The organism is Streptomyces parvus (assembly GCF_014648875.1).
In the GTDB taxonomy this organism is placed as follows: domain Bacteria; phylum Actinomycetota; class Actinomycetes; order Streptomycetales; family Streptomycetaceae; genus Streptomyces; species Streptomyces parvus.
The window spans coordinates 129,220-142,955 of record NZ_BMRY01000015.1 but is presented as its reverse complement, the minus strand read 5'-3'; the positions used below and the strand labels follow the sequence as shown (position 1 = coordinate 142,955).

Sequence of the window (13,736 nt, the reverse complement as noted above, 5' to 3'; positions counted from 1 at the left end):
CCCTGACGGGCGAAAAGACGTCCTCAAACGCCGGACGGGCTGTAATTGCCCGGACAGGCTGGGATTGCCCGGGCGGCGCGGAATGCGCAGCTCGGGCCTACGCCCAGAGCTGGCCCTGCAGCGTTTCGATCGCCGCTTCCGTCGTCTCCGCCGTGTAGACGCCCGTCGACAGGTACTTCCAGCCGCCGTCCGCCACCACGAAGACGATGTCCGCGCTCTCCCCCGCCTTGACCGCTTTCTTCCCCACGCCGATCGCCGCGTGGAGCGCGGCGCCGGTGGAGACGCCCGCGAAGATGCCCTCCTGCTGGAGGAGTTCACGGGTGCGGGTGACCGCGTCGGCGGAGCCCACCGAGAAGCGGGTGGTGAGGACCGAGGCGTCGTACAGCTCGGGGACGAAGCCCTCGTCGAGGTTGCGGAGGCCGTAGACCAGGTCGTCGTAGCGGGGTTCGGCGGCGACGATCTGGATGCCGGGGCGGTTCTCGCGGAGGTAGCGGCCGACGCCCATCAGGGTGCCCGTGGTGCCGAGGCCCGCCACGAAGTGGGTGATGGACGGGAGGTCGGTGAGGATCTCCGGGCCGGTGGTCGCGTAGTGCGCGCCCGCGTTGTCCGGGTTGCCGTACTGGTAGAGCATCACCCAGTCCGGGTGCTCCTCGCTCAGTTCCTTCGCGACGCGCACCGCGGTGTTGGAGCCGCCCGCGGCCGGGGAGGAGATGATCTCGGCTCCCCACATGGCGAGCAGGTCGCGCCGTTCCTGGGAGGTGTTCTCCGGCATGACGCACACGATGCGGTAGCCCTTGAGCTTGGCCGCCATGGCGAGCGAGATGCCGGTGTTGCCGCTGGTGGGCTCCAGGATGGTGCAGCCGGGGGTGAGCCGGCCGTCCTTCTCGGCCTGTTCGACCATGTGGAGCGCCGGGCGGTCCTTGATCGAGCCCGTGGGGTTGCGGTCCTCCAGCTTGGCCCAGATACGGACGTCCTCGGACGGGGACAGCCGCGGGAGGCGGACGAGGGGGGTGTTCCCCACGGCCGCCAGCGGGGAGTCGTACCGCATCAGCGCATGCCGCCGGCGACGGCCGGGAGGATGGTGACGTTGTCGCCGTCGCTGAGCTTGGTGGAGATGCCGTCGAGGAAGCGGACGTCCTCGTCGTTGAGGTAGACGTTCACGAAGCGGCGGAGCTGTTCGCCGTCGACAATGCGCTCACGGATGCCGGTGTGGCGGCTCTCCAGGTCGGCGAAGAGGTCGGCGAGGGTGTCCCCGTTGCCTTCGACGGCCTTCGCGCCGTCGGTGTAGGTGCGGAGGATGGTCGGGATGCGGACCTCGATGGCCATGGCGTGGGCTCCTGTCGAAAGCGGAGAGAGGTGGCGTGGGGCGCGCGTTTCTGCCCCCGCGCGGGGGGTGGTGCGTCTGGGTGGGCGCGCGGACCGCGGCTCAGGCCGGGCGGCTCACGGGCAGGCTGCGGCTGGGACAGATCGCGCTGGCCAGCCTGCACAGGTCGACGTGCAGCCGCGCGACGAGCAGCGTGCCCGGCGTCTTGTTGCTCACGTCATGGGGAACCATGCGGGCATCGTATCGATTCCCTGTGCGGAAACCCGAGTGTGATCCCACATGGTGGATGGTGAGCGTTCGCTATGTGAGCAGAGTCCGGCCGCCCGGCCCCTCCGGGAGGTAGACGACCGTGGGTGCGCCGGTCTTCGGGTGGGCGCTGACCTCGGCGGCGACGCCGTACACCTCACCCAGCAGCTCCGCCGTGAGGACCTCCTCCGGGGTGCCGGAGGCGACGACCCGGCCGTCCTTGAGGACGTAGAGGCGGTCGCAGTAGTAGGCGGCGAGGTTGAGGTCGTGCAGGGCGAGGAGGTTGGTGGTGCCCAGCTCGCGGACCAGGGAGAGGATCTCCAGCTGGTAGCGGATGTCCAGGTGGTTGGTCGGCTCGTCCAGGACGACGAGCGAGGGCTGCTGGACCAGGGCGCGGGCGACCAGGGCCCGCTGGCGTTCGCCGCCGGAGAGGGAGGCGAACGTACGGGGTTCGAGTGCGGTGATCCCGACCCGGGCCAGGGCTTCGGTGACGAGCGCGGTGTCGGCCGCGCCGTCCGCCTCCCAGAACCGCTTGTGCGGGGCGCGGCCCATCGCCACGACCTGGCCGACGGTGAGCTCGAATCCGGCGTGGCCGTCCTGCGGGACGGTGGCGATGCGCTGGGCGCGGGCCTTCACGGGGAGGGTGGCGAGGTCGTCGCCGTCGAGGAGGACCCGGCCGTGGGTGGGGCGCAGAGTGCCGTAGACGCAGCGCAGCAGGGTGGTCTTGCCGCTGCCGTTGGGGCCGACGAGGCCGACGGTCTCGCCGTCGGCGGCGGTGAGGTCGACGGCGTCGACGAGGTGGCGGCCCTCGCCGGTCCCGTACGAGAGGCCTTCGGTGCGCAGGGTGGTCATGGGCGGGCTCCCTCAGCCGTGCGTACGGTCGTGGTGCGGGCGCTCCGGACCGGAAGTGGCCCCGTGCGGGCGCTCCTTCCGGCGGGCCTCGCGCCGGGGCTCCCCCGGCCGGGGCGTACGCGCCTCATGCCGGTGCTCCTTCCGGCCTGCGCCGCAGCATCCAGAGGAAGAACGGACCGCCGGTCAGCGCGGTGAGCACGCCGACCGGGATGTCCTGCGGGGCGGCGAGCGTCCGGGCGGCCAGGTCCGCGAGGACGAGGAACACCGCGCCGCCGAGCGCCACGACCGGGAGGAGTGCGCGGTGTGCGGCGCCGACCGCCATCCGGGCCATGTGCGGGACCATCAGGCCGACGAAGCCGATCGCCCCGCTGTACGCGACGAGCACCCCGGTCATCAGGGAGGCGAGGACGAAGACGGCGGCCCGGAAGCGGGCGGTGTCGAGGCCGAGGACGGTCGCGCCCTCCTCCCCCACCAGGAGCAGGTCGAGCGGGCGGGCCAGGGTGAGGAGGACGGCGGTGCCCGCGACCAGGGTGATCGCGGGGAGCGCGAGCATGTCCCAGCGGGCGGCGCCGAGGCCGCCGAGGGTCCAGTAGAGGACTTCCTGGAGGTGGTCGGCGCGGGCGGAGGTGACCAGGATCAGGCTGGTCAGGGCGGAGAGGACGTAGGAGACGGCGACCCCGGCGAGGACGAGGCGGTTGGTGGTGATGCCGCCCCCGCCGCGCGCCAGGGTGTAGACGAGCAGCAGCGAGAGCAGGGCGCCGGCGAAGGCGGCGGCGGGGATCGTGACGGTGGTGGCGAGGGACGCGCCGATACCGAGGACGATGACCAGGACCGCGCCCGTGGAGGCTCCGGAGGAGACGCCGAGGAGGAACGGGTCGGCGAGCTGGTTGCGGACGAGGGCCTGGAGGACGGTGCCGATGACGGCGAGTCCGGCGCCGACGACGATGCCGAGCAGGACCCGGGGCAGCCGCACGTCCAGGACGATCGTGCGGAACGGGCTCGCCTCCGCCCGCCCGGTCAGGATGTCGAGCACCTGGCCGGGCGGGATGCGGACGGAGCCGAGCGCGAGGGCGGCGAGGACGGCGACGGCCAGGAGCGCGGCGAGGCCGCCGAGCACCAGGACGTAACCGAGCGGCCGCCGAGGAGCGGAGGCGCGGCAGGTCACGGGGTGGTGGCCGCCTTGACCGCCTCCGGGTGGAGCTGGGCCGCGAGCTTGTCGACGGCGGCGGGGACGCGGACGCCGAGGACCGCGTCGGACAGCGGCATGACGGCGAAGCGCTTGTTCTTGATGGCGGGGACGTCGGCGAGGGCCGGGTCGTCGAGGAGGCGCTTCTTCTTCTGTTCGACGGTGGTGGCGCCGTAGTCGTAGATCACGATGACTTCGGGCTTGCGGTCGACGACGTTCTCCCAGGAGGCGTCACCGAAGGGCTTGTCGAGGTCGGCGAAGACGTTGGTGCCGCCGGCCCGTTCGATCAGCTCGTTGCCGATGCCCTCGCCGCCCGCGGTGAAGGCGGTCTTGTCGCCGCTGTCGTAGACGAAGACGGAGACGGGCTTGAGGTCGGCCAGCTTCTTGGCGGTGGTGGCGTTGTCGGCCTTGGCCTGCTTGATCCAGGCCTCGGCGCGGTCGCTGATGCCGAAGGTGCGGCCGACCTCGCGGATCTCCTCGTAGAGGGTGTCCATGGGCTGGTCGCCCTTGGTGCAGCTCTCGGTGTTGAGGCGGGTCTCGATGCCGGCCTTCTTGAACGCCTCGCGGCCGCGGCCGTCGCCCGCGGCGAAGGCGCTCGCGTAACCGCCGTAGACGAAGTCGGGGTTGGCGGCGAGGACCTGCTCGTAGGAGGGGTACTCCTTGGCGAGGACCGGGACGGAGGCGTAGTCCTTGGCGTACTTCGGCAGGACCTGGTCGTCGAGGTAGGCGGTGCCGACGAGGGACTTCTTCAGGCCCAGTTCCAGCATGATCTCGGTGACGTGCTGGTTCATGGTGACCACGCGCTTCGGCGGGGCCTTGTACGTGGTGGTGACACCGCAGTTCTTGACGGTGTACGGGAAGCCTTCGCTCGTCGCCGACGCCTTGTCCCCGGTGGCGGCGTCGCCGTCGGAGGAGGTGGAGCAGGCGGTGAGGGCGAGCGGGAGCAGCACGGCGGCGGCTATGAGCGCGGGGGTGCGCCGGGACATGGCGGGGCCTCTCCGGGGGATTTCCGCGTCCCCTGGTCGGTGCGAGAAGGCGGCGGGCCAGTTCCTGGCTTCCGGGCCGCCCTCCGGCACGGATTCGGAGTCCGTACGGGAGGGGGCCCGGTCACAGTGGCGGGACCGTGCCGGATTCGCACCGGCTTCCTGGTTCCTGCCGCCTTGATGGGTTCGGGGTGCAGTGTGCCAGACCCGTCCGGCGGCTCCGCGCGGTACCCGGGGGCTCAGTACGCCTCGACGACCTGCACGTCTTCCTCGGTGATCTCGCCGTCCACGATGCGGTACGAGCGGAACTGGAAGGGGCCCGAGCCGTCGGTGTCGGCGGTGGAGACCAGGACGTAGTGGGCGCCGGGCTCGTTGGCGTACGTGACGTCGGTGCGGGAGGGGTAGGCCTCGGTCGCCGTGTGCGAGTGGTAGACGATCACGGGTTCCTCGTCGCGGTCGTCCATCTCGCGGTAGAGCTTGAGGAGGTCGGCGGAGTCGAACTCGTAGAACGTGGGCGAGCGGGCGGCGTTGAGCATCGGGATGAAGCGCTCGGGGCGGTCCGTCCCGGCCGGGCCCGCGACCACTCCGCACGCCTCGTCGGGGTGGTCGGCGCGGGAGTGGGCGACGATCTGGTCGTAGAGCGTCTGGGTGATGGTCAGCATGGCGCCAGGATATGCATGCGGCCCCCTGCGTACCGATGGGTGATACGCAGAGGGCCGGATGCTGGACGCCGTCGGCCTTTGGGGCGGCCGGGCTGTCCGGGAGGAGGGTGGTCGTGGGGCCCGCCCTCGGGGTCGGTGGGGCTCCCGGGGCGGCCCCGGGAGCCCGGCTCAGCGGGTCTCGGTCGTGGCCTTCTCCGACTCCGGGGCGCGCGACTGGAGCACCCGGTAGGAGACGAACAGGACGAGTGCCCACAGCGGTGCGCAGTAGAGCGAGATCCGGGCGTCCCTGTCGATGGCCATCATCACGATGACCATGCCGATGAAGCAGAGCGCGAACCAGCTGGTGAACGGGGCGCCCGGAGCCTTGAACGAGGACTGCGGCAGGAGACCGGCGTCGGCCTTGCGGCGGTAGCGGATCTGGCTGATCAGGATCATGATCCAGGCCCACATGCCGGAGATGGTCGCGAAGGAGACGACGTAGTTGAACGCCTCGCCCGGCCACTGGTAGTTGATCCACACGCCGACGAGCATCAGGGCGGCGGAGAACGTGGTGCCCACCAGCGGCAGGCCGTTCTTCGTCAGCCTGGTGAAGGCGCGGGGGCCCTGGCCGTTGAGGGCGAGGTCGCGGAGCATGCGACCGGTGGAGTACATGCCGGAGTTGCAGGAGGAGAGCGCCGCGGTGAGGACGACGAAGTTGACGATGGCGGCGCCGATGCCGAGCCCCATCTCCTCGAAGGCCTTCACGAACGGGGAGACGCCGGGCTTGAACGTGGACCACGGCACGACCGAGAGGATCATGATCAGCGCGCCGACGTAGAAGACGGCGATGCGCCACGGCACGGTGTTGATGGCCTTGGGCAGCACGGTCTTGGGGTCCTTGGACTCCCCGGCGGTGACGCCGACGAGCTCCACGGCGAGGAAGGCGAACATGACGATCTGGAGCGTCATGAGGGTGCCGGTGATGCCGTTGGGGAAGAACCCGCCGTCGTTCCAGAGGTTGGAGACGGTCGCGGTGTCCCCGGCGTCGGAGAAGCCGACGGTGAGGACGCCCGCGCAGATCAGGATCATGCCGAGGATGGCGGTGACCTTGACCATGGAGAACCAGAACTCCAGCTCACCGAAGAGCTTCACGGAGATCAGGTTGGCGCCGTAGAGGATGACGGTGAACACCAGGGCGGACAGCCACTGCGGAATGTTCCACCAGTACGTCATATAGGTGGCCGCGGCAGTGACTTCGGTGATTCCGGTGACCACCCAGAACAGCCAGTACGTCCAGCCGGTGACGAATCCGAAGAACGGGCTGATGAATTCGCGGGCGTACTCCGAGAAGGAGCCCGAGACCGGGCGGTACATGAGCAGTTCGCCCAGCGCCCGCATGATGAAGAAGATGACCAGACCTGCGATGACGTAGGCCAGGATGAGGCTCGGCCCGGCCCGGTCGATGGCCTTGCCCGCGCCGAGGAACAGCCCGGTGCCGATGGCTCCGCCGATGGCGATCATCTGAATCTGACGAGCTCCCAGACCGCGCTGGTATCCCTCGCCACTGCTTCCGGCGTCCCCGGCGTTTCCGCCGGGCTGACCCTTGTCGACCTGTCCCTCGTCGACGTGCGCCGATGTCATGGTGGTGCGCCTTTCTCCACGCCGATCCGCGCCGTACAAGGCTGCGGATCAGGTCCTGATCCCCCCGGATATGGATGGAGTGCGACCGGCGTTCGGCCGGTGTGCAGCGCCCCCGGGAAACAGGGGTGGCGTCCCCGGGCGGTCGTGAAGATTTAACACGGCCGTCACGGGACACCGTGGGACATTCTGTGGCGCACACCACAGACAGAAGGGGACATAAATCCCCGCTCGGAACGAATGGCCCGAATGACTTGGGGGGATCGTTACTCGGATCTGAGCGTCCGTTGAGCGAACGACGGGCCCCCGCCACGGCATGGCGGGGGCCCGTCGTTCTCCGGAGACACCCCCTACGGCATCAACGTCTCGACCAGGGATTCCTGGAGCGCGCCGAGCCAGAGGTAGGCCATCACCATGGGCTTGCGCGGATCGGTGTCGGGGAGCCGGTAGAGCGAGCCCTCCTCGCCCTGGTCCTCGTCGGAGACCTCCAGCCGGGTGCCGATGGTCAGGCGCAGGTCGTTGAGGGAGCGGAGCCAGCTGAGGCACTCGTCGCCGGTGAGGGTGAGGACGGCCCCGCCGTCCGCGACGGGCGAGAGGGCGTCCAGGGTACGGACGACGGCGAGGGCGTCGTCGCGCTTGCCGGAGCGCAGGTCCATCTCGGTGAACCGGCGGAACTCGGCGGACCGCTCGCGCAGCTCCTCCTCCTCTCCCGGCTTCACTGCCCCGGTGGACCCCTCGGGCCCTCCGGGGCCTCCGTAGGCGTCGGGGAAGAGCCGGGCGAGCGCCGGGTCGGTGGGCGGCTTGCTGGGGCCCTCCGCGAAGAGGGCGGCGAGCGGGTCCTCGCCGTCGGCGGGCTGGTCGCCGGGGCCGATCAGCTCCAGCAGCTGGACGGCGAGGGAGCGCAGGATGGAGATCTCGACCTCGTCGAGCGCGACGGCCGCGCCGCCGCCTGGGGTGGCCTCGAAATGGCCGGCCATGGATTCTCCGATGGTGGGTCGAACGGGGCGGGGTCCTGCGAGAAGTGACTAGTTGCGGTCCTGGGTGAGGGTGGCCCACAGCCCGTAACCGTGCATGGCCTGGACGTCGCGTTCCATCTCCTCGCGGCTGCCGCTGGAGACGACGGCGCGGCCCTTCTGGTGCACGTCCAGCATGAGCTTGTGGGCCTTGTCCTTCGGATAGCCGAAGTAGGCCTGGAAGACGTAGGTCACGTAGCTCATGAGGTTGACCGGGTCGTTGTGGACGAGCGTCACCCACGGGACGTCCGGCTCGGGGACCGCGAAGGTCTCCTCGGCCGAATCGGGACGTTCGATCTCTAGCGGGGTAGCAACGCTCACCTGTCCCATGCTGCCACCCGGGCGGGCCCGGCGCACAAACGGACCCCACATCTCGTCACTTTGACGAATAGGGGGTAGCATCCCAGCCATGAACACAGCGGACCTCGGTCGGCGGGTCGGCGTTCCGTCGACCGCGCTCTTCACCGACCAGTACGAACTGACCATGGTGCAGGCGGCCCTCAAGGCCGGCACCGCCGACCGGCACTCGGTCTTCGAGGCGTTCACCCGCCGGCTGCCCGAGGGGCGGCGCTACGGCGTCGTCGCGGGCACCGGCCGGGTGCTGGACGCGGTGGAGAACTTCCACTTCGACGACGAGATGATCGGCTTCCTGCGGCAGCAGGAGATCGTGGACGAGCCGACCCTCGAATGGCTGGCGGACTACCGCTTCAGCGGCGACATCTGGGGCTACCCGGAGGGCGAGGTCTACTTCCCCGGCTCCCCGATCCTGCGGGTCGAGGGGTCCTTCGCCGAGTGCGTGCTGCTGGAGACGGTGATCCTCTCCATCCTCAACCACGACTCCGCGATCGCCGCCGCCGCCTCCCGGATGTCGGCCGCCGCCGGGGGCCGCCGGCTGATCGAGATGGGCGCCCGCCGCACCCACGAGCTCTCCGCGGTCGCCTCCGCCCGCGCCGCGTACGTCGGCGGCTTCGACGCCACCTCCGACCTGGCGGCGGGGTTCCGCTGGGCGATCCCGACGGTCGGCACCAGCGCGCACGCCTTCACCCTGCTGCACGACACCGAGCGCGACGCGTTCCGGGCGCAGGTGGACTCGCTCGGCCGGGGCACGACGCTGCTGGTCGACACGTACGACGTCACCGAGGCGGTCCGGGCGGCCGTGGAGATCGCGGGTCCCGAGCTCGGCGCCGTACGGATCGACTCCGGGGACCTGCTGCTGGTCGCGCACCGGGTGCGGCAGCAGCTGGACGAGCTGGGGGCTACCGGCACGAAGATCGTCGTGACCTCGGACCTGGACGAGTACGCCATCGCCTCGCTGGCCGCCGCGCCGGTGGACGCGTACGGGGTCGGCACCCAGCTCGTCACCGGCAGCGGGCACCCCACCTGCTCGATGGTCTACAAGCTGGTGGCCCGCGCCGGCTCGGCGGAGCCGGACGCCCCGCTGGTGCCGGTCGCCAAGAAGTCGCTCGGCGCGAAGTCGTCGGTCGGCGGTCGCAAGTGGGCCGCGCGCCGGACCGACGAGCACGGCGTCGCCGAGGCCGAGGTGATCGGCACCGGCCCCGTCCCCGACGAGCTGGCCGGCCGGCAGCTGCTGGTGGAGCTGGTGCGGGGCGGCGAGGTGGTCGCCCGCGAGCCGCTGGACGCGGTCCGGGAGCGGCACGTGGCCGCGCGCGCCGGGCTGCCGATGTCGGCGATCCAGCTGTCGCGGGGAGAGCCGGTGATCCCCACCGAGTACGCCTGAGCGCATCCGCGTACGCCCGGGGCCGCGCCGGGCGTACGGGCCGGGTTGCGGAACCCGGCATACAGCACGGCTCGTCCGCGAATCCGCGCCGGGCGTACCCGGACCGGGCCGGTCCGCAACCGGGGGTTTCGCGGACGGGGCTTGATTGTGACGTTCCAGTGCCTAGGCTCGAACCCCGGCACCCTCCCGGAGACCCCGGACCCCGGACCCCGCACCCCGGACCCCGGGGCCGCCGCTCGATCCCCACCCCGATTCCCGCTCACTCCGCTCCCGCCCCCACCGAAGGACACCCGCCATGCACCGCGCATTGATCGTCGTGGACGTTCAGAACGACTTCTGCGAGGGCGGCAGCCTCGCGGTGGCGGGCGGTGCCGACGTCGCCGCCGCCATCACCGACCTGATCGGTGACGCCCAGCCCGCCTACCGCCACGTGGTCGCCACCCGCGACCACCACATCGACCCCGGCGACCACTTCTCGCCGAACCCGGACTACGTCGACTCCTGGCCGGTGCACTGCGTCGCCGGTACGGAGGGGGTCGGCTTCCACCCGAACTTCGCGCCCGCCGTCGCCTCCGGCGCCATCGACACGGTGTTCGACAAGGGGGCGTATTCGGCCGCGTACAGCGGGTTCGAGGGTTCCGACGAGAACGGGACCGGCCTCGCCCAGTGGCTGCGCGACCGCGAGGTCACCGAGGTCGACGTGGTCGGCATCGCCACCGACCACTGCGTCCGGGCCACCGCGCTGGACGCGGCCCGTGAGGGCTTCGTCACGCACGTGCTGCTCGACCTGACCGCGGGCGTCTCCGGGGCCACCACGGAACGGGCCCTGGCGGAGCTGCGTACGGCGGGCGTGAAGCTCTCCGGCACGCCCGTCGTCGCGTCGTAGTCCAGCCCCTCTCCGGCCGGCCCCGCCCTGCCCGTCCGAGCCCTACGCGGCCGGGCGGGCCGGTCCCGCGTACCCGGAGGGGCCCAGCAGCGCCCGGATCGGGTGCCACAGCTCCTGGCACGAGGACACCGGCGGGGACGCCTGGTGCCCCAGGGCCGACGGCCGGACATCGGCCTGGCCCGGCTGCGGCGCGGCCCGCCAGAGCAGTCCGTCCGGATGGTGCAGCACCGCCGTGACCTCGTCCGGCGTCGGCGGCCGGTCGTTGCCGCGCAGATAGACCGCCCGCAGCCCCAGATTGCGCAGCCTGGTCAGGGCGCGCGCCCGGTTCGCCGCGTGCACCAGCACCCGTACCGGGGCTCCGGGCCCGGCTTCCGTACCGCCGCCGGGACCTGTGCCGTCGGCCGGTCTGGTGAGGGTCAGGGCGACCACCACCGTGCCGTTCGGCAACCTGCAGAAACCTCCGCCTGCCATGCTCCACGCTCCCCCGTGAGACGTCGTGTCAATAAGGATGTGAACAAGACGCACCTAAACACGATCGGCCGCCGCCCGCTAGAGGGCGACGGCCGATCATGGTTTGACCTGCGATTTTACTTGATCAGCGGCCCGAGGGGCTGACCAGGACGGTCATCGTCCGACCATTGAGGGGCTCGTGGACGATGGAGATGCGGGTGTTCGTGTCAGAAACCTTGACACTGCCCGTCGGGTTCTCCTTGTACCAGTAGGTGCCCTTGCGGTCGTCGAAGACCGGCTTGCCCAGGCTGGGCTTGATGTACAGCGGCACGTCCGCGTTGTGGAGCGTGAAGCCCTTGTTCGGGTACCAGCTGAACGGGGCGTCGAACGGCTGGATCTTGTTGCGCAGGAGCGAGCCGTCCTTCCACTTGAGCGGCTTGGCGTGCGCGTCGATCGGCAGGATCAGCCCCTGGCCCGGGTGGACCGAGGTGTTGTTGTCCTTCTGGGAGGTGTCCCAGAGCCAGACCAGCAGACCGGTCTGGTACGCGTAGTGCTCGACCCAGTCCGGACGCGTGGTGGCGAAGCCGAAGTTGTACGGGCCGACCTTCAGGGTCTCGTCGTACGAGACGTACTGGCGGTTCTCCGCGATGTAGTACTGCGGGTAGTCCTGGGTGAAGGACTCGCCGATCCGCGAGAAGCCCTTGGCGGTCCAGCCGTTGTCGTCGCCCTCGGCGTTGTCCGCGAAGAGCTCGGCGCCGTCGGCCGTGATGGTGATGGCGTCGGCCGCGAAGCCCTTGCCGCCCGCGCCGCCGTCCGTCTGGTAGCGGAAGCGGAGGTCGACCTTCTTGCCCGCGTAGGCGTCCAGCGAGAAGGAGAGCTTCTTGTAGTCGCCCGAGACGTCGGTCAGGGCCGGCTTGTCACTGGCGTCGCGCGGGATGGCCTTGCCGTCGGCGGTGCCGTCGAGCGCGGTCCAGCTGGTGCCGCCGTTGTCGGACACCTCGGTGTAGAGGTAGTCGTAGTCGGCCTCGATGTCGTACCAGCCCGAAAGGTCCAGCGTGGCCTTGGACTTGCCGGTCAGGTCGACCGAGCGGGTCAGGGTGTTCGACAGGTCGTCGCCCATGTCGCTCCACCACTGCTTCGAGCCCTCGGCGGGCTTGACGACGGTGGTGGTGACGGCCTTCTTCGGCAGCTCGACGACGAGCGCCTGCGGGTTCTTGGTGTTGTACTCCGAGACGCCCAGCTTGTGCAGCGAGGTCTTGCCGGCCTTGGCCTTGTCGTAGTCGAGCCAGCCGAGCTGGAGCTTGTCCCACGAGGTCATGTCGCCCGGCAGGTCGCCGATCTCGCCCTTGCCCGTGCCGAGCCAGGAGCCCGCCGACATCAGGGACCAGAAGCCGACCGAGTTCTCGCCGCCGCCGGAGGTGTCGTACAGGTCCGGCAGACCGAGGTCGTGGGCGTACTCGTGGGCGAAGACGCCCAGGCCGCCGTTCTCGGGCTGGACGGTGTAGTCGCCGACCCAGATGCCCGTGTCGCCGATCTGGGCGCCACCGGCCTTGTTGTTCTCGGGGCCGCTCGCACCGGCGTTGGTGCCGTACGCGTACCAGCGGTGCGCCCAGATGGCGTTGGTGCCCTCGGCGCCGCCGCCGGCCGACTCGTCCTCGCCGGCGTGGACCAGCTGGAAGTGGTCGATGTAGCCGTCGGGCTCGTTGAAGTTGCCGTCACCGTCGAAGTCGTAGCGGTCCCACTCGTCGTACTCGGCGAGGTTCGCCTTGATCTCGGCGTCGGTGCGGCCCTTGGCCTTCTGGTCGGCGACCCAGGCGTTCACGCCGTCGCGGACCGCGTCCCACACGTTGGCGCAGTTGGACTGGCCGCAGTAGTTGGAGCCGTAACGGGCCTCGTTGTAGGGGACCTTGACCCAGTCGGAGACCTCGCCCTCGACCGAGTAGCGGCCCGAGGAGGTCTTCTCGTAGTAGGTCTTGAGCGAGTGGACGCCCTTGCCCTCGCCGAAGTAGAGCTCCTGGAAGTGCTCCTGGTTGTAGTCGGACTTCCAGGCGGTGCTGTTGTCCTTCTTCGGGTCCGGCTTGGCGATCTTGTTGTGCGCCGGGCCCGGGGCGCCGCCGTACTTCTTGACGGGCGGCTTGGGGCCGTCGCCGTCCGGGTCGTACATCGTGGTGTCGTCGACCTGGTCGCCGAACTCCAGCAGGATGGTGAAGATCTTGTCGGTCTTCTCCCGGCCGAGCTCCACGTACTTCTTGTCGCCGAGCTTGACGACCTTGGAGCCGCTCTTGTTCGCCACCTTCTTGTCGCCGGCCAGCACCTGCTCCAGCGCGGCCTCGCGCTGCTGGGCCTGCTGCTCGCTGAAGGGGCCCTCCAGGTTGTGCTCGACATGCCCCTTGGCCGGCGCCGGGTCACGGCGGTCGACGGTGGAGACACCGGAACCTGATGAGCCGTCATGCGCCTGGGCGGTGGCGAAGGTCGACGCCGTCGCGGCGGTCGCGGCCATGGCCACGACAACGGCGGCGGCGCGAAGCGCCCGTCTCTGATTGGTCACTTGAAGCAGTCCTCCCCGGGCGTCCCGCGCTGCGGCCAGGGGGGTATGGAGAGGGCCGCGCGCGTGAACGCGTCACAAGTGACGACATTCGATCGGAGTTATGAGAGAAAAGACAGACCTTGACTTGAACAGACCAAGTGCACTATGCGGAGCGCTCTTCCGGTATACGGACGGTATGAGAAGGGCATGGGAACGGCAAAGGAACGGCGACCGGCCCGGATCCGTCCGGTC

Annotated in this window: 14 protein-coding genes and 1 riboswitch; of the genes, 2 read left to right on the top strand and 12 right to left on the bottom strand. The window is 70.2% G+C overall.

Annotated elements, in window-relative coordinates; translation table 11 throughout:
* Positions 1-97: 97 nt before the first annotated feature.
* From IE140_RS32815 to clpS, 10 genes are all read right to left on the bottom strand, one after another.
* Positions 98-1,048, bottom strand: a complete 951-nt coding sequence (locus tag IE140_RS32815) for a PLP-dependent cysteine synthase family protein (protein ID WP_032765017.1) — start codon at positions 1,046-1,048, stop codon at positions 98-100.
* Positions 1,048-1,326 carry a MoaD/ThiS family protein gene (locus IE140_RS32810; RefSeq protein ID WP_006124874.1) on the bottom strand — a complete coding sequence of 93 codons (279 nt, stop codon included), beginning with the start codon at positions 1,324-1,326 and terminating at the stop codon, positions 1,048-1,050. The genes IE140_RS32815 and IE140_RS32810 overlap by 1 nt, the downstream gene beginning before the upstream one ends.
* A 100-nt stretch (positions 1,327-1,426) precedes the next feature.
* Positions 1,427-1,555 carry a putative leader peptide gene (locus tag IE140_RS36480; protein WP_255382959.1) on the bottom strand — a complete coding sequence of 43 codons (129 nt, stop codon included), beginning with the start codon at positions 1,553-1,555 and terminating at the stop codon, positions 1,427-1,429.
* 69 nt (positions 1,556-1,624) lie between these two features.
* Positions 1,625-2,422, bottom strand: a complete 798-nt coding sequence (locus IE140_RS32805) for an ABC transporter ATP-binding protein (RefSeq protein WP_109178699.1) — start codon at positions 2,420-2,422, stop codon at positions 1,625-1,627.
* 124 nt (positions 2,423-2,546) lie between these two features.
* Positions 2,547-3,587, bottom strand: a complete 1,041-nt coding sequence (locus IE140_RS32800) for a FecCD family ABC transporter permease (protein ID WP_032774957.1) — start codon at positions 3,585-3,587, stop codon at positions 2,547-2,549.
* Positions 3,584-4,594 (bottom strand): ABC transporter substrate-binding protein, encoded by a 1,011-nt coding sequence (locus tag IE140_RS32795; RefSeq protein ID WP_150197734.1) that lies wholly within the window; start codon positions 4,592-4,594, stop codon positions 3,584-3,586. The genes IE140_RS32800 and IE140_RS32795 overlap by 4 nt, the downstream gene beginning before the upstream one ends.
* Before the next feature lie 53 nt (positions 4,595-4,647).
* A riboswitch (cobalamin riboswitch) is annotated at positions 4,648-4,801 on the bottom strand.
* A gap of 29 nt (positions 4,802-4,830) precedes the next feature.
* Positions 4,831-5,253, bottom strand: a complete 423-nt coding sequence (locus IE140_RS32790; protein ID WP_030087623.1) for a M67 family metallopeptidase — start codon at positions 5,251-5,253, stop codon at positions 4,831-4,833.
* A 168-nt stretch (positions 5,254-5,421) separates the two neighbouring features.
* Positions 5,422-6,873 (bottom strand): amino acid permease, encoded by a 1,452-nt coding sequence (locus IE140_RS32785; RefSeq protein WP_150197735.1) that lies wholly within the window; start codon positions 6,871-6,873, stop codon positions 5,422-5,424.
* A gap of 347 nt (positions 6,874-7,220) precedes the next feature.
* Positions 7,221-7,847, bottom strand: coding sequence for a DUF2017 domain-containing protein (locus tag IE140_RS32780; RefSeq protein ID WP_150197736.1), 627 nt, complete (start codon positions 7,845-7,847; stop codon positions 7,221-7,223).
* Positions 7,848-7,895: 48 nt separating this feature from the next.
* Positions 7,896-8,213 (bottom strand): ATP-dependent Clp protease adapter ClpS, encoded by a 318-nt coding sequence (clpS, locus tag IE140_RS32775; protein ID WP_010062069.1) that lies wholly within the window; start codon positions 8,211-8,213, stop codon positions 7,896-7,898.
* A 79-nt stretch (positions 8,214-8,292) separates the two neighbouring features.
* Here clpS and IE140_RS32770 point away from each other — a divergent pair, with 79 nt between their 5' ends.
* A complete protein-coding gene (locus IE140_RS32770) occupies positions 8,293-9,621 on the top strand; it encodes a nicotinate phosphoribosyltransferase (RefSeq protein WP_093445682.1) in 1,329 nt (442 codons plus the stop codon).
* A gap of 295 nt (positions 9,622-9,916) precedes the next feature.
* On the top strand, positions 9,917-10,507 hold the full coding sequence (locus IE140_RS32765) for an isochorismatase family protein (RefSeq protein ID WP_006124884.1): 591 nt from the start codon (positions 9,917-9,919) through the stop codon (positions 10,505-10,507).
* Between the two features lie 42 nt (positions 10,508-10,549).
* Here the strand turns inward: IE140_RS32765 and IE140_RS32760 are convergent, their stop codons facing one another.
* Both IE140_RS32760 and IE140_RS32755 read right to left on the bottom strand, forming a co-directional pair.
* Positions 10,550-10,978 carry a hypothetical protein gene (locus IE140_RS32760; RefSeq protein WP_150198266.1) on the bottom strand — a complete coding sequence of 143 codons (429 nt, stop codon included), beginning with the start codon at positions 10,976-10,978 and terminating at the stop codon, positions 10,550-10,552.
* Positions 10,979-11,102: 124 nt separating this feature from the next.
* Positions 11,103-13,505: an immune inhibitor A domain-containing protein gene (locus tag IE140_RS32755; protein WP_150198268.1), complete on the bottom strand. Its 2,403-nt coding sequence runs from the start codon at positions 13,503-13,505 to the stop codon at positions 11,103-11,105.
* Positions 13,506-13,736 lie beyond the last annotated feature (231 nt).

Bases quoted from the DNA above. Each gene is read 5' to 3' on its own strand.
- IE140_RS32815 (WP_032765017.1), bottom strand. From the start codon at position 1,048: ATGCGGTACGACTCCCCGCTGGCGGCCGTGGGGAACACCCCCCTCGTC.
- IE140_RS32810 (WP_006124874.1), bottom strand. From the start codon at position 1,326: ATGGCCATCGAGGTCCGCATCCCGACCATCCTCCGCACCTACACCGAC.
- IE140_RS36480 (WP_255382959.1), bottom strand. From the start codon at position 1,555: ATGGTTCCCCATGACGTGAGCAACAAGACGCCGGGCACGCTGCTCGTC.
- IE140_RS32805 (WP_109178699.1), bottom strand. From the start codon at position 2,422: ATGACCACCCTGCGCACCGAAGGCCTCTCGTACGGGACCGGCGAGGGC.
- IE140_RS32795 (WP_150197734.1), bottom strand. From the start codon at position 4,594: ATGTCCCGGCGCACCCCCGCGCTCATAGCCGCCGCCGTGCTGCTCCCG.
- IE140_RS32790 (WP_030087623.1), bottom strand. From the start codon at position 5,253: ATGCTGACCATCACCCAGACGCTCTACGACCAGATCGTCGCCCACTCC.
- IE140_RS32785 (WP_150197735.1), bottom strand. From the start codon at position 6,873: ATGACATCGGCGCACGTCGACGAGGGACAGGTCGACAAGGGTCAGCCC.
- IE140_RS32780 (WP_150197736.1), bottom strand. From the start codon at position 7,847: ATGGCCGGCCATTTCGAGGCCACCCCAGGCGGCGGCGCGGCCGTCGCG.
- clpS (WP_010062069.1), bottom strand. From the start codon at position 8,213: ATGGGACAGGTGAGCGTTGCTACCCCGCTAGAGATCGAACGTCCCGAT.
- IE140_RS32770 (WP_093445682.1), top strand. From the start codon at position 8,293: ATGAACACAGCGGACCTCGGTCGGCGGGTCGGCGTTCCGTCGACCGCG.
- IE140_RS32765 (WP_006124884.1), top strand. From the start codon at position 9,917: ATGCACCGCGCATTGATCGTCGTGGACGTTCAGAACGACTTCTGCGAG.
- IE140_RS32760 (WP_150198266.1), bottom strand. From the start codon at position 10,978: ATGGCAGGCGGAGGTTTCTGCAGGTTGCCGAACGGCACGGTGGTGGTC.